Annotated in this window: 18 protein-coding genes, 1 pseudogene and 1 riboswitch; of the genes and pseudogenes, 10 read left to right on the forward strand and 9 right to left on the reverse strand. The window is 70.7% G+C overall.

The genetic code is table 11. From position 1 onward, the window contains the following. Nucleotides 1–557, reverse strand: a 557-nt coding sequence (ispH, locus tag JNL41_RS19620; RefSeq protein ID WP_293477863.1) for a 4-hydroxy-3-methylbut-2-enyl diphosphate reductase, incomplete at its 3' end; no start/stop codon positions are given. A gap of 235 nt (nucleotides 558–792) precedes the next feature. Here ispH and JNL41_RS19625 point away from each other — a divergent pair. After that, nucleotides 793–1,476 (forward strand): Tat pathway signal sequence domain protein, encoded by a 684-nt coding sequence (locus JNL41_RS19625; RefSeq protein ID WP_293477864.1) that lies wholly within the window; start codon nucleotides 793–795, stop codon nucleotides 1,474–1,476. Beyond that, entirely contained in the window at nucleotides 1,473–3,302 is a 1,830-nt protein-coding gene (argS, locus tag JNL41_RS19630) for an arginine--tRNA ligase (protein WP_293477865.1), read from the forward strand. The genes JNL41_RS19625 and argS overlap by 4 nt, the downstream gene beginning before the upstream one ends. On the opposite strand, the gene JNL41_RS19635 is transcribed toward argS, so the two are convergent. The 4 genes from JNL41_RS19635 to JNL41_RS19650 are packed head-to-tail and all read right to left on the reverse strand — an operon-like array spanning nucleotide 3,238 to nucleotide 8,701. Then, on the reverse strand, nucleotides 3,238–3,648 hold the full coding sequence (locus JNL41_RS19635; RefSeq protein WP_293477866.1) for an STAS domain-containing protein: 411 nt from the start codon (nucleotides 3,646–3,648) through the stop codon (nucleotides 3,238–3,240). The two genes, argS and JNL41_RS19635, sit on opposite strands and share 65 nt — an antisense overlap. A gap of 53 nt (nucleotides 3,649–3,701) precedes the next feature. Next, nucleotides 3,702–5,024, reverse strand: coding sequence for an MFS transporter (locus JNL41_RS19640; RefSeq protein ID WP_293477867.1), 1,323 nt, complete (start codon nucleotides 5,022–5,024; stop codon nucleotides 3,702–3,704). Beyond that, entirely contained in the window at nucleotides 5,021–6,322 is a 1,302-nt protein-coding gene (locus JNL41_RS19645; protein WP_293477868.1) for a M28 family peptidase, read from the reverse strand. Before JNL41_RS19645 ends, JNL41_RS19640 begins: the two co-directional genes overlap by 4 nt. Before the next feature lie 39 nt (nucleotides 6,323–6,361). Continuing rightward, entirely contained in the window at nucleotides 6,362–8,701 is a 2,340-nt protein-coding gene (locus JNL41_RS19650; protein ID WP_293477869.1) for a TonB-dependent receptor, read from the reverse strand. A 215-nt stretch (nucleotides 8,702–8,916) separates the two neighbouring features. Between JNL41_RS19650 and JNL41_RS19655 the strand changes: the two genes are divergently transcribed. The 4 genes from JNL41_RS19655 to JNL41_RS19670 are packed head-to-tail and all read left to right on the forward strand — an operon-like array spanning nucleotide 8,917 to nucleotide 12,958. Beyond that, complete coding sequence (locus JNL41_RS19655; protein WP_293477870.1) at nucleotides 8,917–9,627, forward strand: GntR family transcriptional regulator; 711 nt, start codon at nucleotides 8,917–8,919, stop codon at nucleotides 9,625–9,627. Then, nucleotides 9,627–10,706, forward strand: coding sequence for a serine hydrolase (locus tag JNL41_RS19660; protein WP_293477871.1), 1,080 nt, complete (start codon nucleotides 9,627–9,629; stop codon nucleotides 10,704–10,706). The genes JNL41_RS19655 and JNL41_RS19660 overlap by 1 nt, the downstream gene beginning before the upstream one ends. A gap of 54 nt (nucleotides 10,707–10,760) precedes the next feature. Beyond that, nucleotides 10,761–12,179, forward strand: a complete 1,419-nt coding sequence (locus tag JNL41_RS19665; RefSeq protein WP_293477872.1) for a Gfo/Idh/MocA family oxidoreductase — start codon at nucleotides 10,761–10,763, stop codon at nucleotides 12,177–12,179. Further along, a complete protein-coding gene (locus JNL41_RS19670; RefSeq protein ID WP_293477873.1) occupies nucleotides 12,176–12,958 on the forward strand; it encodes a DUF1080 domain-containing protein in 783 nt (260 codons plus the stop codon). The genes JNL41_RS19665 and JNL41_RS19670 overlap by 4 nt, the downstream gene beginning before the upstream one ends. Here the strand turns inward: JNL41_RS19670 and JNL41_RS19675 are convergent. Further along, nucleotides 12,942–13,484 (reverse strand): hypothetical protein, encoded by a 543-nt coding sequence (locus tag JNL41_RS19675; RefSeq protein ID WP_293477874.1) that lies wholly within the window; start codon nucleotides 13,482–13,484, stop codon nucleotides 12,942–12,944. The two genes, JNL41_RS19670 and JNL41_RS19675, sit on opposite strands and share 17 nt — an antisense overlap. A 451-nt stretch (nucleotides 13,485–13,935) precedes the next feature. Here JNL41_RS19675 and JNL41_RS19680 point away from each other — a divergent pair, with 451 nt between their 5' ends. Continuing rightward, complete coding sequence (locus JNL41_RS19680) at nucleotides 13,936–14,505, forward strand: porin family protein (RefSeq protein WP_293477875.1); 570 nt, start codon at nucleotides 13,936–13,938, stop codon at nucleotides 14,503–14,505. Nucleotides 14,506–14,577: 72 nt separating this feature from the next. On the opposite strand, the gene JNL41_RS19685 is transcribed toward JNL41_RS19680, so the two are convergent. The 3 genes from JNL41_RS19685 to JNL41_RS19695 form a co-directional block, all read right to left on the reverse strand. Then, complete coding sequence (locus tag JNL41_RS19685) at nucleotides 14,578–14,862, reverse strand: hypothetical protein (RefSeq protein WP_293477876.1); 285 nt, start codon at nucleotides 14,860–14,862, stop codon at nucleotides 14,578–14,580. 148 nt (nucleotides 14,863–15,010) lie between these two features. Next, on the reverse strand, nucleotides 15,011–15,136 hold the full coding sequence (locus JNL41_RS19690) for a hypothetical protein (protein WP_293477877.1): 126 nt from the start codon (nucleotides 15,134–15,136) through the stop codon (nucleotides 15,011–15,013). A gap of 197 nt (nucleotides 15,137–15,333) precedes the next feature. After that, nucleotides 15,334–16,275: a TraB/GumN family protein gene (locus tag JNL41_RS19695; RefSeq protein ID WP_293477878.1), complete on the reverse strand. Its 942-nt coding sequence runs from the start codon at nucleotides 16,273–16,275 to the stop codon at nucleotides 15,334–15,336. A gap of 244 nt (nucleotides 16,276–16,519) precedes the next feature. Then, a riboswitch (glycine riboswitch) is annotated at nucleotides 16,520–16,623 on the forward strand. A gap of 156 nt (nucleotides 16,624–16,779) precedes the next feature. On the opposite strand from JNL41_RS19695, the gene gcvT reads away from it, so the two are divergent. From gcvT to JNL41_RS19710, 3 genes and pseudogenes are all read left to right on the forward strand, one after another. Next, nucleotides 16,780–17,913 carry a glycine cleavage system aminomethyltransferase GcvT gene (gene gcvT, locus JNL41_RS19700; RefSeq protein WP_293477879.1) on the forward strand — a complete coding sequence of 378 codons (1,134 nt, stop codon included), beginning with the start codon at nucleotides 16,780–16,782 and terminating at the stop codon, nucleotides 17,911–17,913. A 161-nt stretch (nucleotides 17,914–18,074) separates the two neighbouring features. After that, entirely contained in the window at nucleotides 18,075–18,440 is a 366-nt protein-coding gene (gene gcvH, locus JNL41_RS19705) for a glycine cleavage system protein GcvH (protein WP_293477880.1), read from the forward strand. A gap of 134 nt (nucleotides 18,441–18,574) precedes the next feature. Then, nucleotides 18,575–19,099: pseudogene (locus tag JNL41_RS19710) on the forward strand (glycine dehydrogenase); the annotation flags it as partial.

The following is a 19,099-nucleotide window of genomic DNA, read 5'->3' on the forward strand; positions in this document are numbered from 1 at the left end:
CGGAGCGCCGCCACGATCTCGGCCGTGTCGTCCACCGACAGCGTCGTCTGGGTCACGAACGCCACGTTTCCGGGATCCCTGGGGGTGAACGCCTGCGCGTCCTCCACCGTCTCGATGAGCGCGATCGCGCCTTCCGGGAGCTGTCCCATCGTCCCGACGACCTCGGGGTGCCCGGCATGGCCGATCAGGACGATCTCGCGACCGGCGGCGAAGTGCCGCTCCGCTTCCACATGCACCTTGCTCACCAGGGGGCAGGTGGCGTCGAGGTAGAACATCCCGCGCGCCTGCGCCTCGGCGGGCGCCGACTTCGGCACCCCATGCGCCGAGAACACCACGGGCCGGTCGGCCGGGCACGCCTCCAGCTCCTCGACGAACACGGCGCCCAGCGCCTTCAGCCGGTCGACGACGTGGCGGTTGTGGACGATCTCGTGGCGCACGTAGACCGGCGCCCCGTACTTCGCGATCGCCCGCTCCACGATCTGGATCGCCCGATCCACCCCGGCGCAGAAGCCGCGCGGGCTGGCGAGCAGGACGCTGAGCGGGGGACGGGCCGACATGGCGCGGAACCTAGTGCGCCCTGACCTGCAGCGCCAGTCGGAGGGACGCGAAGGCGCGGCAGTTCGCCATCCCGATGCGTTCTATATGTGTTCGGCCTGCCCGACTTGTCCGGGGGATGACGCCCCGGGATGGGGATACCGACGTCCAAGCGTCGCGTTGCCGCCGCATTCATCCCGCTGTACTTAGCCCGTGACCCCGCGCCCCCTGCGCGGCCCTTACTGTTGGACGCCCTCCATGCGCCGCCAAATGCTTCTCGCCGCCGCCCTGATGGCGGCCTTCACCGCCGTTCCGGCCGCCTCCTACGCGCAAGGCCGCCGCGACCCCGAGGAACAGGCCCGCAAGCAGCAGGAAGAGGCCGCCAAGAAGCGAAAGCAGCGCGAGGAGTGGGGCGACGTCCAGGCGCCGCTGCCGCAGTTGCGCAACGCCGGCCCCTGCCCGTTCGTGAAGTCGCTCTACGACGCGGCCCGCTACGTCGAGTTCAAGGACGACCGCGAGGCGTCGGCGAACGTCGGCTGGACGGGCGAGATCCAGGGCATCTCGGCCGGCTGCTCCTACAAGGACGACCAGCCGATCGAAGTGACCATGGAAGTGCTGTTCGAGATGGGCAAGGGCCCGATGTCGACCGGCCGCCAGAAGACCTACAAGTACTGGATCGCCGTCACCGACCGGAACCGCGAAGTCATCCACAAGGAGACGTTCGACCTGCCGGTGACCTTCCCGGAGGGCGAGGACCGCGTCTACGTCACCGAGCAGATCGGCTCGATCACCATCCCGCGCTCGGGCATCGCCGTCTCGGGCTCGAACTTCGAGGTGCTGATCGGCTTCGAGGTGACGCCGCAGATGGCCGCCTTCAACCGTGAGGGCAAGCGCTTCCGTGTGAACGTCGGCCAGACCGCGAGCGCCGCGCCGAACCCATGAGTGATCTCAAGACCGCCTTGGGCGAAGCGGTCGCCGCCGCCTTCGCCGCCGAAGGCGTGCCCGCCGACCTGGCCCGCGTCACCCCGTCCGACCGGCCCGACCTCGCCGACTTCCAGTCGAACGGCGCGCTGGCCGCCGCCAAGCGCGTGGGCAAGAACCCGCGCGAGATCGCCACGGCCGTCGCCGAGCGGCTGAAGGGCGATCCGCGCCTCAGCTCCGTCGAGATCGCCGGCCCGGGCTTCATCAACCTGAAGGTCGCCGACGCGGCCCTCTCCGACCGCGCGAACGCCGTCGCCGCCGACCCGCGCGCCGGCGCGGAGACGATGGCCGTTCCCCGCCGCGTCATCGTCGACTACGGCGGTCCCAACGTGGCCAAGGAGATGCACGTCGGGCATCTGCGCGCCTCGATCATCGGCGAGAGCCTGAAGCGCATCTACCGCTTCCGCGGCGACGAGGTGATCGGCGACGCCCACTTCGGCGACTGGGGCTTCCAGATGGGCCTGCTGATCGCGGCCGTCTGCGACACCCACCCGGCGATCGCCGAGCTGGTGGAGGACCTGAACGCGAGGGGCGAGGTCACCGAGGCCGACAAGGGCCGCCTGGCGGTGCTGGCGACCCTGGGCCTCGACGACCTCGGCGCGCTCTACCCGCCGGCGGCGGAGCGGGCGAAGGGCGACGTCGAGTTCCGCAACCGCGCGCGTCGCCTCACCGCCGAGTTGCAGTCGAAGAAAGCCGGCTACTACGCGCTCTGGGAACGCTTCCGCGACGTGACCCGCGAGGCGCTGATCCGCGACTTCCACGCGCTGGGCGTCGACTTCGACTGGTGGAAGGGCGAGAGCGACGTCGAGGACCTGATCGGCCCGATGGTGGCCGACCTCGACGCCAAGGCCCTGCTGGTCGACGACCAGGGCGCGCGCATCGTCCGCGTGGACCGCAACGGCGAGACCCGCCCGAAGAAGCTGGCCGACGGCACGGTCGTCGAGGCGCCCTGGCCCGATCCGCTGCTGGTGGTCTCCTCCGAAGGCTCGGCGATGTACGGCACGACCGACCTCGCCACGATCCTCGACCGCCGCCGGGCGTTCGACTTCGACCTGGTCATCTACTGCGTCGACCAGCGCCAGGCCGACCACTTCGAGATCGTCTTCCGCGCCGCCTACCTGGCCGGCTACGCCGACGAGGGCCAGTTGATCCACGTCGGCTTCGGCACCATGAACGGGACCGACGGCAAGCCCTTCAAGACCCGCGCCGGCGGTGTTTTGAAGTTGAACGACCTGATCGAGATGACGCGCGAGAAGGCCCGCGAGCGCCTGCACGAACAGTCCCTCGGCGAGGACGTCTCGGCCGACGAGTTCGAGGAGATCGCCAGCAAGGTGGCGGTGGCGGCGCTCAAGTTCGCCGACCTGCAGAACTTCCGGGGCACCAGCTACATCTTCGACCTCGACCGCTTCTCCAGCTTCGAGGGCAAGACCGGCCCCTACCTGCTCTACCAGGTCGTGCGCGTGAAGAGCCTGCTGCGCCGCGCGGCCGGCGAAGCGGCCCGGCCAGGCCCGGTGATCGTGGGCGAGTCCGCCGAGCGTGACCTGGTGCTGGCGCTGGACGCCTTCGACGCCGCTCTGGCCGACGCCTACGACAAGAAGGCGCCGAACATCCTGGCCGAGCACACCTACCGCGTGGCCCAGGCGTGGTCGAAGTTCTGGGCCGCGTGCCCGATCCTGCAGGCCGAGCCGGCCGTCTGCGCCAGCCGCCTGACGCTGGCCACCGCTACGCTTCGGCAGCTCGAACTGGCGCTGGACCTGCTGGGGATAGCGACACCGGACCGGATGTAGGCAGGTCGGGCACGCTGCCCGAGGGGCCGACGAAGTGTATCGCGGGCGCCCGCACGCGGAATACGCTGTCCAGCCGGCTGATCGTCAGGATCTCGCGGACCCGCCCCGCCGGGCAGGTGAGCACGATACGCCGCGCCTCGTGCTGCGCGCACGCGAGCGCACGCAGGCCGTGCGAGGAGATCTCGCGCAGGTGCGTCAGGTCGATCTCGAGCTGCTCGTCACGCGCCGCCGCGTCGGCCGCCGCGTCCGCGAGGAAGGCCTGGAATTCGGGGCAGTTGGCGGAATCCAGGCATCCCTCCACCTCGACCACCGCATGACCGGCGCCGCTCAGTTTCCGCCACCCCATGCCGTTTGCGCCTCCCCGCGCAACTAGCCCTGTCGCACTTACGGGTGGCGTGGTTAAGCGGATGCGCCGGGCGCGCCGGTTTCTTGAAGGTCTTGCGAACCGTGCGGTGCGCGCACGACCAGGGCGGCCGTACAGGCCAGCGACACGGCGCAGGTGGCCGCGAGGTAGATCGCGATCGGCCCGGTGGACTTGAACTGCTCGAAGAGCGCCGTCGCCACGATCGGGGCCAGACCCCCGCCCAGCACCGAGCCCAACTGGTAGCCCAGCGAGGCGCCCGAGTAGCGCAGCTCCACCGGGAACAGCTCGGCGAACAACGCCGCCTGCGGTCCGTACATCATGCTGATGAGGACCAGCGCCACGCTGACCGACAGCGCGATCAGCGCCGGGGAGCCGGTCTCGATCAGCGGGAAGAAGGCGAAGGCCCAGAGGCCGCACAACGCCGCGCCCCACATGAACGGCCTGCGCCGCCCCCAGTGATCCGAGACCCAGCCGCAGAGGATCAGCGCCGGAACCATGATGGCGCTGCCGATCATCACGGCCGCCAGCATCGTCCCGCGGCTGAGGTTCAGCGTCGCGGTCCCGTAGGCCACGACGTAGGTGATGGCGATGTAGAAGCAGGTGTTGTTGGCGATGAACGCCCCGCCCGCCAGCAGCACTTCGCGCGGATGCCGGGCGAACACCTCCAGGATCGGCGAGCTCTTCGGCGCCGCCTCGGCCGCGCCGGCGCGCTCTTCGAACTCGGCCGACTCCTCCAGGTGCAGTTGTACGTAGAGGCCGATGCCGACCAGCAGCAGGCTGGCCAGGAACGGGATGCGCCACCCCCAGGCCAGGAAGGCGTCGGTCGCCACCAGCGCCCCCATGATGAGGAAGACCACGTTCGCCAGCAGCACGCCCAGCGGCACGCCGATCTGCACGAAGCTCGAGAAGTATCCGCGCCGGCCCGGCGGCGCGCTCTCGATGGCGAGCAGCGCCGCCCCGCCCCACTGCCCGCCCACGGCGAAGCCCTGGATGAACCGCAGCGCCACCAGCAGCAGCGGCGCGAACACGCCCGCCTGGGCGTAGGACGGCAGGAGCCCGATGGCCGCGGTCGCCAGCCCCATGGTCACGAGCGCCGTCACCAGCGCCCGCTTGCGCCCCACCATGTCGCCGAAGTGGCCGAACACCGCGCCGCCGACCGGCCGTGCGAAGAATCCGACCGCGAACGTGGCGAACGCCCCGATCTGCGCCACGAACGGCGGCAGGTCGGCCGGGAAGAACAGCTTGGGGAACACCAGCGCCGCGGCGGTGCCGTAGATGAAGAAGTCGTACCACTCGACGGTGGCTCCGGCCGAGGCGGTCAGCGCCACCTTCAGCGGCGATCGCGTCCCACCGCTCACGCGGGCAGCGAGGCGGCGACCGCCGCCCGGAACGCCTTCGCCACCGGCGCGACCAGTTCGCCCGAGACGCAGCGCATGTCGTCGCCCGGCGTGTGGAAGAAGCGGTGCCCGCCGTAGAGGCCGATGGCGGGCGTGTAGCCTGCCTCGATAACGTTCACGAGCTCGCCGCCCGCGTTGGCCCTGTCGGCCGGATAGACCGCCTCGAGCCCGCTGATCCCCTTGAAGGCGCGCCGCGTGGCCTCGATCACCTGCGGCGTCGCGGTCAGGACCCGCGACGAATCCGGGGTCGGCAGCGGCCGCAGCGTCTGCCCGAACTCGTGCCAGTCGCGGGCGGCGGCGCTGGCGCCGATGTGGACCCACAGGTGCGTGTCCGCCGGCTTCGGCGCGTGGTGCTCCAGATACTGTTCGCCGCCGTAGTAGATGTACTCGTGCCCGCTGGTGGCCACGAACTCGAGGTTCACTCGCGGCTTCGCCGCCGCCAGCCAGTGCGCCAGCGACAGCCACACCGCCAGGCCCGCGCCCCGCTCGGCGGCGCAGGTGAACCAGCCCGAGCGCGGCGTCGTCACGATCAGGGTCTTCTTCGCGCCCCGGTCCAGGCGCGCGATCACGTTGTAGGCCGCGCGCCGGCCGACCACGGCGTCCACGGTGAGCGTCGCCGCCTGGCCCGCCGCGGCGGCCGCCACGAACGGCTCGGCGTCCCTGGGCGCCAGCGTCGCCACGGGCTTCGCATGGCCCGGCTGTGTCGGATGGACGTTCAGCGCGATCACCTCGCGTGTCGGGCCCGTCGTCACCAGCACGGCCGCCGCCGCGCCGCGTGCGAACGCGTCGGTCAGCGGCCGGGCCACATCGGGGTCGCCGATGAACCCCCAGCGCTTGAACGGCAGCACGATCAGCGCGATCGCGCCCTCCAGGCTCCCCGGCGTCGCCGCCAGCTTCAGCGGCCCGCTGAGCCCGCCGGGGCCCGTCGTCTTCACGATCGCCTGCGGATAGACCGACGCCGTCCGTTCGCCGACCTTCAGCGTCGCCGTCCTCACGTCGGCGTCGGGCGTCTCGAACGCCTGCCGCTCGCAGCGGTAGCCCAGCGCGGTGAGGTCGCCCTCCACCCACGCCCCGCTGGCCGTGTCGCCCGGCCCGCCCGAGGCCTTGATCCCGAAGCCCGCGAACCGTTCGAGCACGCCCTGCAGCCAGGCCGCGTCGCCGCCGGCCGCGGCCGGATCGACGGCCGCGCGGGCCGAGGCCGCCGCGCCCGCCGCCAGCATGCCCGTGCCTACCAGAAGACCGCGCCGCGACGTGCTCATGCCCAACTCCCTCGCCCAACGCCCGCTGTCGGCGGCGTCCTACCAGCGATAGATCATATTGACGCCGGTCGTCCGAGGATTGCTGAAGCGGTTGAGCAGCGGGAAGCCGCCGCCCTGGAGCTGGAGCAGGGCGAACTGCCGGTCGAACAGGTTGGTGACGAAGAGCGCCACCTGCAGCCGGTCGATGTCGACGCCGGTCCGCAGATTCACCAGGTCGATGTCCTTCAGGTAGACCGCCGGCGTGGCCGCAGTGACCGTGTCCTGCACGCCGCCCATCTGCTCCTGGTAGTTCACGTTGATGAAGCCGTCGATCTTGTCGGTGATCGCGTGGCGGTAGTTGACGTTGGCCGAGGCGGTCCACTTCGGGATCTGCGCCACTGACGAGCCCACCACCGGCAGGCCGGAATAGCCGCCCGGCGTCGCCACGAACCGCGCCCGCTGGCGCGCGCCGTTCAGGCTGACGTTCAGCCGCCCGCCCGCCAGGTCGAAGCGCCCGTCGATGGCCGCGCTGATCCCGCGCGCATGGACGGTCCCGCCGTTGATGTTGAACACCGTCGCCGCCCGCCCGCAGGCGTTCAGCACCGTGCAGCCGTCGTTGATCGAGGTGATCGCGTCTTCGGTGCGCGAGGCGTAGGCGCCCGTCCGGAAGTAGATGTTGGGCGCCAGGTTGCCCTTGAAGCCGACCTCGTAGCTCGTCGTGTCCTCGTTGCCGTAGGTCGGCAGGAACGGGTTAGGCGCGAAGGGCGAGGAGGTGCGGGCGTTGACGCCGCCCGCGCGGTAGCCGGTGCCGACCTTGGCGTAGACCAGGGCCTGCATCGGGCCCGGGATCTTGTAGCTGAGGTTCAGCGTGTAGTTCAGCCGCCGCTCCGAGAAGGTGTAGGCCGCCGACGGCGCCGAGAGCGTGTTCGTGAACGCGATGAACGACACGTTGGACGCCCGCTTGTCGTCGCCCGAGTAGCGAAGCTCGCCTGCCAGGGTGAAGTCGCCGATGTGGTAGCGCACGAGGCCGTAGACCGACGACGACTCGTTGCGCAGCGGCGCGCGGGCCGAGGTCCCGAACGCGTTCGGGAACCGCGCCGGGCAGGCGGGCGACGTCGGCGTGATCGGCACGCAGATGGGCGTCGTCGGCGTGCCGGTGCATTGGCTGGCGTTCAGCGTCAGCGCGCAGGGGTTGGTGAAGGTGTCGGTGCCGTTCAGGTCGTGCTGGATCAGGTAGTCGACGCCGGCCAGCCATTCGACCTTGCCGTCCATCAGGTCGCCCGCGAGGTGGAGATCCTGGTAGAAGGTCCGGTCCTTGGCCACCGTGTGGGTGCGGCCGAACACGTAGACGCCGATCTGGCCCGAGCGCGCGAACGCCGCCTGCTGGGCGAGGTCGATCGCGCCGCCCGAGAACATCTGCCGCGAGATCCAGTGGACGGCCATGGTGGTCGAGGTGAGCTTCGCCCAGCCGAGGTCGTAGTCGGCCATGATCATGGCGCGCTGCACCGACTGGCGGACGCCTTCCTCGACCTCGTGGCCGGCGCTGAAGCGATCCTGCGTGAAGCCCTGCGGCACCTGGGCGTTGACGCCGCGCGGCAGGACGTAGGTGTTGAAGAAGGTCGGCAGGTCCAGCTTCTGCGCGTCGACCATGAACGTCACGTCCAGCGGGCCGTCCTGGTAGCGGATCTGGCCGCGCGCGATCCAGCCGTCGGTGTGGTCGTAGTAGGTGTCACGGGTCGGGTTGTAGAAGTTGCCCTTCGACTGGGTCGTGCCCTCGGCGCCGATCCGGATCGACACCTTGTCGCTGAGCTTCTGGTTCACGACGCCGGCGACCTTCGTCTGCTCCAGGTCGTCGGTGTAGGTCGCGTTGACGTAGCCGCTGTTGTTGAACTGCGGCTTGGCCAGCACGATGTTGACGACGCCGAACTCGGAGTTGCGCCCGTAGAGCGCGCCCTGCGGCCCTTCCAGGACCTCGACGCGCGCCTGGTCGAAGAAGTCCACGCGCCGGAAGTTGCGCCCGCCCAGGGTCGACGAGCCCACGTAGGCGCCGTTCACGAACAGGCCCACGCCCGAGTCGGCGCCGGTGGCGCGCTGGGTGCCCGAGCCGCGGATCGAGATCTCGCTGAGGTTCGTGCTCTGCAGGTCGTTGAAGCGCACGCCGGGCACGCCGCGCAGCAGGTCGCCGGTGCCGGTGACGGGGCCGATCGCCTCGAGCTGTTCGGCCGTCACCGCCGCGATCGTCGCCGGAACGTCGCGCAGGCTCTCCTCGCGCCGCTGGGCGGTGACCACCAGTTCTTCGACGGCCGTCTCGGCGCCGGCGCGGGGCGGAGCGGTCTGGGCCATGGCCGCGGTCGACACGGCGAGCGCGGCCGCGGCCGCGGAGCAGAACAGGTAGCGCATGATCCCTCCCATCGGCGCTGCGACGCACCGTTACGGAGCAGAACGCCCTGGATGCACAGCCAAGTCAACCAGATTGTACGACAATTATTCCTTGATCGTCGTTCTAGTTGTGTTTGATTGCGCGACGTGAGCGAAGCAGCCGCACCTTCCCCGAACCCGATTCGAGCGCCAGAGTGTCGAAGCCCAACCTCCATCGCCTGAGGGCTTCCCGTTCGATGTCGGACTCCGCCGCGCCCTCTGCCGCCACGGTCGCGTCCGCGCTGCGCCGCCAGATCCAGGACGGCCTGCTGCCGCCGGGCGAATGGCTGCGGGAGGCCCGCATCTGCGCCGAGTTCGGCGTGGGGCGCTCGATCGCGCGCACGGCGCTGCGCACCCTCGCCGACGACGGCCTGGTCAACATCGAGGAGAACCGCGGCGCCTACGTCGCGGCCACCACCGTCCAGGAGGTGTTCGATCTCTACGAGGTCCGCGCCGCGCTCTACGGCCTCGCCGCCCGCTTCGCCTGCATCCGCGCCACGCCGAAGCACATGGCCGAGACCCTCGTGCTGGTCGACGGACTGCTGGCCGCCTCGCGCCGCGGCGAGTCGGTCGTCGAACTGATCCACCAGAGCGAGGTGATATTCAGCCGCCTCGCCAGCACCGCCAGCCTCGACGCCCAGCGGATGATCGAGGCCATCCGGCGCAAGACCCGCTGGCACTATTCCTACGTCAGCCTGGCCGAGAGCATCGACGGCCCCTTCAAGCACTGGGAGGTCGTGCGCGAAGGCCTCGCCGCGCGCAACGCCGCCATGGCGTCCGACGGCGCGCGCAACATCCTCTACTACATGCAGAACGAAGCGATGCGCCTGATGATCTCGCGCGGCCACGGCCTGCAGGCCATGGAAGAGCCGGTCCGCCGCGCGCTCGAGGAGAGGAAGAAAGCCTGATGCCGTCCCCGTTCTCCCGCCGCGCCGTCCTGGCGTCCGCCGGCGCCTTCGCCGCCACGCCCGTGCTGGCGGTCTCGCCCGTGCCCTACACGCCGGCCGGCGCGGCCTGGGAGGCGGCCGACCCCGCCGCCGCCGGCCTCGACGCCGCGAAGCTGAACGCCGCCGTCGACGCCGCCATGGCCGCGCGCAGCCGCGGCGTGCTGGTCCTGCGGGGCGGCCGCATCGTGCTGGAGCGCTACGCGGCAGGCTGGGGCGAGGACAGGTCGCTGGAGGTCGCCTCGGTCGGCAAGAGCCTCGTCGCCGTCCTGATCGCGATGGCCATCGACGACGGCAGGATCAGGAGCCTCGACCAGCCGGCCGCCGACTTCATCCCCTCTTGGCGCGGCGGGCCCAAGGCCAACATCACGCTCCGCCATCTGATGAGCATGACGTCCGGCCTCGACGACACGGGCCTCGCGCTCCGCAACGTCGCCGGCGACCAGTACGCGCTGAACGCCGCCGCGCCCGAGAAGGACCTGCCGGGCACGACTTGGCGCTACAACACCGCCGTCTACCACCTGTGCTTCCACGTCCTGGCCAGCGCCGTCGGCGAGCCGTTCGAGGCCTACGCTCAGAAGAAGCTGCTCGGCCCGCTCGGCATGACCCGCACCACCTGGCTCACGAACCAGGGCCAGGGGACGAACGGTCCGGTCACCAACTACTACACCGCCGTCTGCTCGGCCCGCGACCTCGGCCGCTTCGGCCTTTTCGCCCAGCGCCACGGCCAATGGGCCGGCAGGCAACTCGTGAGCCGCCAGGCCTTCGACACGCTGATCGCCCCCTCCCAGGCCCTGAACCCGGCCTACGGCCTGCTCTGGTGGGAGAACGCGAAGCCGGGCGTCGACGCCGCCGGCCGCGGCGCGGGCCTGCGCTTCCCGGGCTCCCCTTCCGACACCTTCGCCGCCCTCGGCGCGGGCGGGCAGGCCGTCATGGTCGTCCCCTCGCGGGACCTCGTCATCATCCGCCAGGGCGATCCCCCCGGCGCCGAAGCAATGCTCCCCAACCTGCTGGCCGGCGTGGTGGGAGCGGTGAAGGCCTAGCTTGCGGCCGTCCCGCGGCATGGGCCTAATGCGCCCATAGGGAGGCCGCGTCAGATGGCTCAGATTCACCACCTCACCCGCCGCAGCCTGCTGGGCGCGGGGGCCGCCGCAATCGCCGCGCCCGCCTTCGCCGCGGGCCGCAAGCTCGGGCCCGGCGACAAGGTCAATCTCGCCGTCATCGGCGCGGGCGGCCAGGGCGCGGCGAACATGGCCAAGCTGACCGGCGAGAACATCGTCGCCGCCTGCGACGTCGACTTCGACCGCGTGGCGCGCGGCATGCTGGACAACCACTTCGAGCCCAACCCGCTGCGCACGGTGCTGAAGGCCGCCTACGCCAAGGCCAACCGCTACACCGACTACCGCCGCATGTTCGACGCGCAGAAGGACATCGACGCCGTCGTCATCGCCACGCCCGACCACCACCACGCCGTCGCCGCGCGCATGGCCATGGAACGCGGCCTCCACGTCTACGTGCAGAAGCCGCTCACCTATACGGTCGAGGAGGGCCGCAAGCTGCTGGGCCTCGCCCGCGCGAACCCGGGCCTGGTCACCCAGATGGGCAACCAGGGCCACTCCGGCGACGACGGCCGGCGCGTGGTGGAGCTGATCCGCGGCGGCCTGATCGGCAAGGTCCGCGAGGTCCACGTCTGGACCAACCGCCCCGTCTGGCCCCAGGGCGTCGCCCGCCCCGCCGCCGTCCCCACGCCCGCCAACATCGACTGGCAGACCTGGCTCGGCCCCGCCGACGTCGACTGGGGCTACAACCCCGACTACGCCCACTTCAACTGGCGTGGCTGGATCCCCTTCGGCTGCGGCGCTCTGGGCGACATGGGCGCCCACCTGATCGACTTCCCGGTCTGGGCGCTGGAGCCCGGCCTGCCGACCAAGGTCGAGACCCGCCACTCCCGCTGGCCCGGCGGCGCCAGCCTCTGGGACACCAAGCGGCCCAACCCGATCGAGGGCTTCCCGCTGGCCTGCGTCACCCACTACGAGTTCGGCAATGCGCCAGAGGCCAGGAAGGGGGGCGGCCCGCTCCGCATGACCTGGTACGACGGCGGCATCCTGCCGCCCACGCCGCCCGGCTTCCCGGCCAACCTGACCATGAGCCCCGACGGCGGCGTCCTCTTCGTCGGCGCCAGGGGCATGCTGATGCACGAGACCTACGGCGAGAAGCCGGTGCTCATCGGCGACGGGCTGGAGGAGAGGGCGAAGAAGATCCCCCAGAGCCTGCCGCGCATCCACGGCGGCCTCCAGGGCCACGAGACCAACTTCGTCCGCGCCATCCGCGGCGAGGAGAAGATCTCCTGCCCGTTCGAGTACGCAGTACCCCTGAACGAGACCATGATCCTGGGCATCGTCGCCCTGAAGGCCGACCGGCCGATCGAGTACGACGGCGCATCCGGCCGCGTCACCAACGCCCCGGACGCCAACCAGTACCTCGGCCGCACCTACCGCAAAGGCTGGGAGCTGTGAGAGCCCGCATCTGGATCGCAGCCGCCATCGCCACGCTCGCCGCCGGCGCCGCCTGCTGGGCCCAGGTCCCCAGGCCGCAGGACACCGAGCAGTGGGAGCCCAAGGTCCCCGTCGTCGACGCCGGTCCCGGCCCGGTGAAGCCCGCCAGGCCGCCCCGCGACGCCATCGTCCTCTTCGACGGAACCAACCTCGACCAGTGGGTCACCGTCCGCGACAAGTCCCCCGCGAAATGGGTCGTCGCCGACGGCGTCATGACCGTCGCCAAGCCCACCGGCAACATCGAGACGAAGCGTTCCTTCCGGAACTACCAGCTCCACCTCGAGTGGAAGACGCCGGAGAACATCACCGGCGAGGGCCAGGGCCGCGGCAACTCGGGCCTCTTCCTGGCGTCCACCGGATCCGGCGACGGCGGCTACGAGCTGCAGATCCTCGACAGCTACCGGAACGAGACCTACGTCAACGGCCAGGCCGGCGCGATCTACAAGCAGCACCCGCCGCTCGCGAACCCGTCCCGCCCGCCCGGCCAGTGGCAGACCTTCGACGTCACCTGGACCGCGCCGGTCTTCAACGCCGACGGCTCGCTGAAGTCCCCCGCCCGCGTCACCGCCCGCATGAACGGCGTGCTCATCCAGAAGGACGCGGTCCTCGCGGGCGAGACGGTCTACATCGGCAAGCCCGGCTACAAGGCCCACGGCCCTTCGCCCATCAAGCTCCAGGCCCACGGCGACCCCAGCCCGCCGATCAGCTTCCGGAACATCTGGGTCAGGGAACTGCCGTAGGGCCCGCACGCCCGGGGGCGTTGCCGGCGCCCCGCGGCGCCACGTACCGGCGCAGGGTACGGAAGAAGGCCCGGGCCTGGGCCTCGAGCGCTGCGCCCGGTCCGCCCTCGACCGCCGCGGCTTCGAAGGCTTCCTCCAGCCGGGCGTGGCGCCAGCGATCCTCCGCCGCGAGGTCGAGGTTGCCCGCCTTCCGAAGGATCGCCAGCAGGCGGTGCGCGCGTTCGGCCCGCAGGAAGGCCTCCGCCATCGGCGCCAGCAGCGCCGGATCGTCCATCCAGCTTCGCCCGCCGAACAGCGCCTGGGTCACACGCTGCCCCGCCCCGTGACAGTCGTAGCCGACGCAGCCGCGGAAGCCCCTGTCGGCGCGGTCACGATAGATGCCGCATCGCCCGTCCCGGCCGAGATGGCCGCAGGGCCGGCCCGCCGCCTTGTCGCAGCCGAACTGGTTCGAGCGCTCGAAGTGGAACGCCACGCAGCAAAGCGCGGCACAGCGCGCGCAGTCCGCGCGCAGCTCGATCTGGGACATGACGAAGGCTCCTCAGCGCGGAGCGTGCGTGCCGGTGCGGTCACGCTTCTGGATCTGCGCTGGGGAAAAGTCCGCCGGCCCGCCGCGCGGGCCGACCAAGCGCCTGGACCCTAACGGCGGCGCCGGCAGGTGTCCAGCGGGCGCGGTCGTGGACGACGCCGCAGAACATCGAAGTGAGAGAACGGCCGCGAGCGTCACCCGCGCGCCACACCTGCCGGCCGGCTTTCGGGCCGACGGCAGGGCGCTCGCCACAGGGTCGCGCCCCTGTGCGATAGGTCGCCGCCGCGGCGAAACAACCCCTCGATCCGTGAACAATCTTTCACGGCTCTGAGCCTTCCCAAGCCGAAAGCAAAACCATAGGTGGAGCGCCGGCCGCCCTCCCCGGCGGCCGCCGGACGGCGCGCACAGACGCGCGGCCGGTTCACCTCTCGTGCTGAAAAGAGAAACCACAGTGAACACCAGGACCTTCGCGGCCGTGTGGGCCGCTCCCGTCGCCATCGCCGCCGCCCTGCTGGCGCCGGCCGCCGCTTCGGCCCAGACCGCCGACAGCGGCGTCTACGGCTCGGCCGGCTACGCGATCATCTCGCCCAAGGGCGCCCCCAGCGACCTCGGCGCGATCAACCTGCGCGGCGGCTACCAGTTCAACCGCTACCTCGGCGTCGAAGCCGAAGGCGCCCTCGGCGTCGACGACGGCCACTTCACCACCGGCACGGGCGCGACCGCCGTCCGTGGCTCCTACGGCCTCGACTGGTCGATCGGCGCGTTCGGCGTCGCCCGCTACCCGGTGAGCGAGCAGCTCGACGTCTTCGCCCGCGCCGGCGTCGTGCATGGCGAGTTCAAGGGCAAGGCCCGCAGCGGGGCCACCACGGTCCGCGTCAGCGACAACGACGAGCTCTTCGCCGGCGGCGCCGGCGTGCAGTTCAACTTCGACGACAAGAACGGCATCCGCGCCGACTACACCCGCTACGAAGGCGACGTGGACGCCGACGTCTTCGGCGTGTCGTACGTCCGCAAGTTCTAGCGACTGCGCCCGGCCCTCCCACTCGGGGGGGCCGGGTCGACTTGACGTTCAGAAATTGAGTTCCATTCCGCCCTAGTTGACGACGCCGCCCGCGCCGCCCCCGTCGGTCTCATCAGGCTCGCTCTCCGCCTCGGCCACCAGACACGAGATCAGCGCCAGTTCGTGGCGCAGGTGGTCCCAGACGTCCGGGCCGCCCGCGCGGATCTCCGAGCTCTCCGCGGTGATCGCCGCGAACACACCGTTCAACTCGGCCAGAAGATGTTCGTCCTTGATCGCGAGCAGCACGGTCAGCGCTTTCAGCAACTTGTCATTGGCCTGCACCATCGCGGCCAGCGTCTGCTGTTCACCCTGCGTCATCAGGTTCCCTTTCGTGCAGGAAGGGGAAACACCGTTCGCCCACGTCCGTTGCGGCGGCCCGTCTCCAGCGAACCCCCGCCGGGCAGCCTGACCGAGCCCGGCGGCGGCTTCCATTCCGGCTCGTCCCACTCGGATACGATCCGGCCGGTCACCGGGTCAGGACGGGCCCCCGCGACCCCGCCAGCCGCCCGCCGGCGCGGCGCGCCTCATGGAGCCGCTCGCCGAACTCCGGCCGCTCCCTCGCCCACTTCGCCACCGCCTCGGGCATCGGCATGTCCGCGTCCCGCGCTTGGTGGCCGCGGCTTCAACCTTCCTCGTGTACAGGTCCGCCAAGGCCGTAAGGCAGAGTCAACACGTCGCCGCGCTCGCATGGGCTCCATTCGCATTGGTTGCCACGCGGTACGCCCTCGTGTGGCTCGTCGCCTGGATCATCGGCGTGGTTTGATCCGCTACGTCCGCGAACAGCCCCCCCTACTCCGCCTCCCCCGGCCCGATCACCCGCAGGCCGCGCGCCTCCAGTTGCTCGATCACGCCGTCCTCGGCCAACAGCGGCCGCAGGCTCACGATCGCCACCGAATGCCCGGGCTTGCCCAGCGCCGCGGCGATCGCGCCGGCCTGGTCGCGCGTCACGCGGCGCCACAGCTCCGCGCCGCCGCCCATCAGCAGCAGGCACTTCTCGAAGTTCCGCGGCCCGGTCAGCGCCGTCTTCACGTCGCCCCGGGTCCAGGCCCGCGCGGCGGCGACGTTCCGCGGGGTCTCGACGTCCCGCACCGCGTCGCTCAGGCACTGCTCGTGCAACGCCGGCGTCAGGGTCGCGACAGCCTCCTTCAGGAACGGCGCGACCTGATACTGCGCGGGATCCACCATTTTCACCCTCTCGCGCCGGGCCTGCGTCAGGATCGCCGGGACCACCGGCACGCGCCCCTTCGGCTGCGCGTCCTCCATCAGGCGCATGCCCGCCACCAGCCCCTTCCACTCCGCATAGCGCTTGGCCGGCTGACCGATCCGCTCGCGTGCGGCGACGAAACGGGTGCGCACGGGGGCGGACAGCGTCGCCTCCAGCGGTGTCTTCGTCTTCATCTGGTTGATGGTGCGCAGGATCAGCGGGATGTCGCGCAGCCGCCCCTTCAGGCCGACCCGCGTGCCGACGATCAGGCTGTTGGCGCCCTTCAGCCGCTTGTCGAGATAGCGCCTGTCCCAGGTCATCCCGGCCGGCAGGTCGCTGTCGCCGACGCCCAGGATCCAGACCGTGGTGTCGGCGTCCTGCACGCGCCACCACGCGGGCCCCGGCTCGACCGCCTGCACCACCAGCTCGGCCACGATATTGGCCTCCGGATCCTCCAGGCGCGGCGTCTGCGCCCCCGCCGTCCCCGCCACCGCGACGGCCAGCGCCGCCCCCAACATCCATCTCATGCGTCACCCCTGTCGCGCGAACGCTCACCCCCGCATGCGGCGAAAGCTTGGCCTTGGGCCCCCGCGGCAGCGGAGGCTCCGTTATTCTGGAACCGCGGACTATGCGGAAGAACGCGCAATCGGCGCCGACGCCTTCCGCGCCATTCCGCGTTTTCCGCGGTTCCTTGAATCGGCGGCGCGTGGCCTGGCGGCGTCGCCGAGGAAATGCGCGTTGACTCCCCTTCGCCCTTCCAACACAACCCCCCGGACTCTCGCGGGAGAGGCCCTGCTTCGCTGTTCGCAGCATCGCAGGGCGCCGAAGGCGCAACCGCCCCGGAAACGCTCAGGCAAAAGGACCGCGACGGGCTGATGAACGCTGGAAAGTTCTCTCCGTAAGGAGGGGCGCCGAAGGAGCAGGGGATCGCCGAACCAGGGCGCTCCGAAATCTCTCAGGCTCAGAGGACAGCGGGGGCGAAGCTGGCGGCGGGGTCGAACCTGCCGTGCGCGCATCAGCCGGAGTCGCCCTTGGCCCACGACGAGACGTTGAAGACCACCCCGCTCACGGACGACCATGTCGCCCGCGGTGCGCGCATGGTTCCATTCGCGGGCTATGCCATGCCCGTCCAGTACCCCATGGGCGTGATGCAGGAACACCTCTGGACGCGCGAGCACGCCGGCCTCTTCGACGTCTCCCACATGGGCCAGGCGCGTCTGCGCGGCGTCTCCCCGCTCTCGGCCTTCGAGGAGGTCGTGCCCGGCGACTACATCGGGCTGAAGCCCGGCAAGCAGAAGTATTCGATGCTGCTCAACAAGACGGGCGGCATCATCGACGACCTGATGGCCGGCCGTCCCCTTCTTCCTGATGGGACTCCCGACGACGGCCTCTTCGTCATCGTCAACGGCGCCTGCAAGGACAACGACTTCAAGGTCATCGACGACGAGCTCGCCGGCCAGGTCGACATCCACCGCCTGGAAGACCGCGCGCTGATGGCCATCCAGGGCCCCGAGGCCGCCGCCGTCGTCCAGGCCCACCTGCCCGCCGCCGCCGACATGGCCTTCATGGACATCCGGTCGATGCCCGGCTTCGGGACCGACCTCATCATCTCCCGCTCGGGCTACACCGGCGAGGACGGCTACGAGATCTCGGTCCCAGCCGCCGAGGCCGTCCGCGTCTGGAACCTGCTGCTGGAGGACGAGCGCGTCCGCCCCATCGGCCTGGGCGCCCGCGACAGCCTGCGCCTGGAAGCCGGCCTGCCGCTCTACGGCCACGATCTCGACGAGACCGTCAGCCCGGTCGAGGCCGGCCTCACCTTCGCCGTCAACAAGAACCGCCGCGAACAGCGCGACTTCCCGGGCGCCGCGCGCATCGTCAAGGAACTCGCCGAAGGCCCCGCCCGCGCCAAGGTCTGCCTGCGCGTCCTGGAAGGCGCCCCCGCCCGCGAAGGCGCCGAAGTCGCCGACGAGACCGGAAACGTCGTCGGCGTCGTCACCTCCGGCGGCTACTCGCCGGTCCTGAAGGCCGGCATCGCGCTGGCCTTCGTACCCCCGGGCCTGAAAGCGCCCGGCACGAAGCTCAAGGTCATCGTCCGCGGCAAGCCCCAGGCCGCCGAAGTCGTGACCTCCCCGTTCGTCCCCCACCGCTACGTCCGCAAGGTGTGACGATGCCCCCGCTCCATGCGCCGCAGGCGCCCTCTTTCAAACCGCGGAATACGCGGAATGACGCGGAATCCTGCCCTCCCTCTTTCCGCGTACTTCCGCGTATTCCGCGGTTCCCAAATGACAGCGCTTCCGGCGCCCACGGCTTCTAGGAGAGACCCCACATGCGCTTCACCAAGGATCACGAGTGGGTCGAACTCGACGGCGACGTCGCGACCGTCGGCATCACCGCCTACGCCGCCGAACAACTCGGCGACGTGGTGTTCGTCGAGACCCCCGACGTCGGCAAGACCGTGAAGGCCGGCGACGCCTTCGCCGTCGTCGAGAGCGTCAAGGCCGCTTCCGACGTCTACGCCCCGATCTCGGGCGAGATCGTCGAGGCCAACCCCGAACTCGGCGACGCCCCCGAGACCGTCAACGCCTCGCCCGAGCAAGGCGGCTGGTTCGCCAAGGTGAAGCTCGCCGACAAGGCCGAGTACGACGCCCTCATGGACCGCGACGCCTACGAAGCCTTCCTGCAGACGCTCTGACCGCGCGCAGCGCCCTTTTGATTCAACCGCGGAATACGCGGAAGAACGCGGAAACACCGGCCCCTTTTTCCGCGCCATTCCGCGTATTCCGCGGTTGAATATGACAGCGCCTACGGCGCCCAGGACCGAGAAGAATGCGTTACCTGCCCCTGACCGCCGACGACCGCGCCGAGATGCTCGGCGTCATCGGCGCGCCCGACGTGGACGCCCTGTTCGTCGACGTGCCCAAGGCCGCGCGCCTCGTCGGGCCGGTCGACCTTCCCGCCCACGCCGGCGAGCTCGAGGTGGAGCGCGAGCTTTCCCAGCTCTCGGCGATGAACCGCGCCGCCGGAGCCGGGCCGTTCTTCTGCGGGGCCGGGGCCTACAGCCATCATGTCCCGGCGACGGTGGACCACATCATCCAGCGGTCCGAGGTCCTCACCAGCTACACGCCCTACCAGCCCGAGATCGCCCAGGGCACGCTGCAGGTGCTCTTCGAGTTCCAGACCCAGGTGGCCGCGCTCACCGGCATGGATGTCGCCAACGCGTCGATGTACGACGGCTCCACCGCCTGCGCCGAGGCGGTGATGATGGCCCAGCGCGTCACCCGCCGCGAGAAGGCGATCTTGAGCGGCGGGGTCCACCCACACTATGCCGCGGTCACCCAGACCATCGCCCAC

Origin of the sequence: Phenylobacterium sp., from assembly GCF_016793285.1 — a bacterium.
GTDB lineage: Bacteria > Pseudomonadota > Alphaproteobacteria > Caulobacterales > Caulobacteraceae > Phenylobacterium.

Coding starts and splice junctions, on each gene's coding strand:
- JNL41_RS19655 (WP_293477870.1), top strand. CDS start 8,917: ATGTCGGACTCCGCCGCGCCCTCTGCCGCCACGGTCGCGTCCGCGCTG.
- JNL41_RS19690 (WP_293477877.1), bottom strand. CDS start 15,136: ATGCCGATGCCCGAGGCGGTGGCGAAGTGGGCGAGGGAGCGGCCGGAG.
- JNL41_RS19685 (WP_293477876.1), bottom strand. CDS start 14,862: ATGACGCAGGGTGAACAGCAGACGCTGGCCGCGATGGTGCAGGCCAAT.
- JNL41_RS19660 (WP_293477871.1), top strand. CDS start 9,627: ATGCCGTCCCCGTTCTCCCGCCGCGCCGTCCTGGCGTCCGCCGGCGCC.
- JNL41_RS19645 (WP_293477868.1), bottom strand. CDS start 6,322: ATGAGCACGTCGCGGCGCGGTCTTCTGGTAGGCACGGGCATGCTGGCG.
- JNL41_RS19625 (WP_293477864.1), top strand. CDS start 793: ATGCGCCGCCAAATGCTTCTCGCCGCCGCCCTGATGGCGGCCTTCACC.
- JNL41_RS19665 (WP_293477872.1), top strand. CDS start 10,761: ATGGCTCAGATTCACCACCTCACCCGCCGCAGCCTGCTGGGCGCGGGG.
- JNL41_RS19650 (WP_293477869.1), bottom strand. CDS start 8,701: ATGCGCTACCTGTTCTGCTCCGCGGCCGCGGCCGCGCTCGCCGTGTCG.
- JNL41_RS19635 (WP_293477866.1), bottom strand. CDS start 3,648: ATGGGGTGGCGGAAACTGAGCGGCGCCGGTCATGCGGTGGTCGAGGTG.
- argS (WP_293477865.1), top strand. CDS start 1,473: ATGAGTGATCTCAAGACCGCCTTGGGCGAAGCGGTCGCCGCCGCCTTC.
- JNL41_RS19695 (WP_293477878.1), bottom strand. CDS start 16,275: ATGAGATGGATGTTGGGGGCGGCGCTGGCCGTCGCGGTGGCGGGGACG.
- JNL41_RS19675 (WP_293477874.1), bottom strand. CDS start 13,484: ATGTCCCAGATCGAGCTGCGCGCGGACTGCGCGCGCTGTGCCGCGCTT.
- gcvH (WP_293477880.1), top strand. CDS start 18,075: ATGCGCTTCACCAAGGATCACGAGTGGGTCGAACTCGACGGCGACGTC.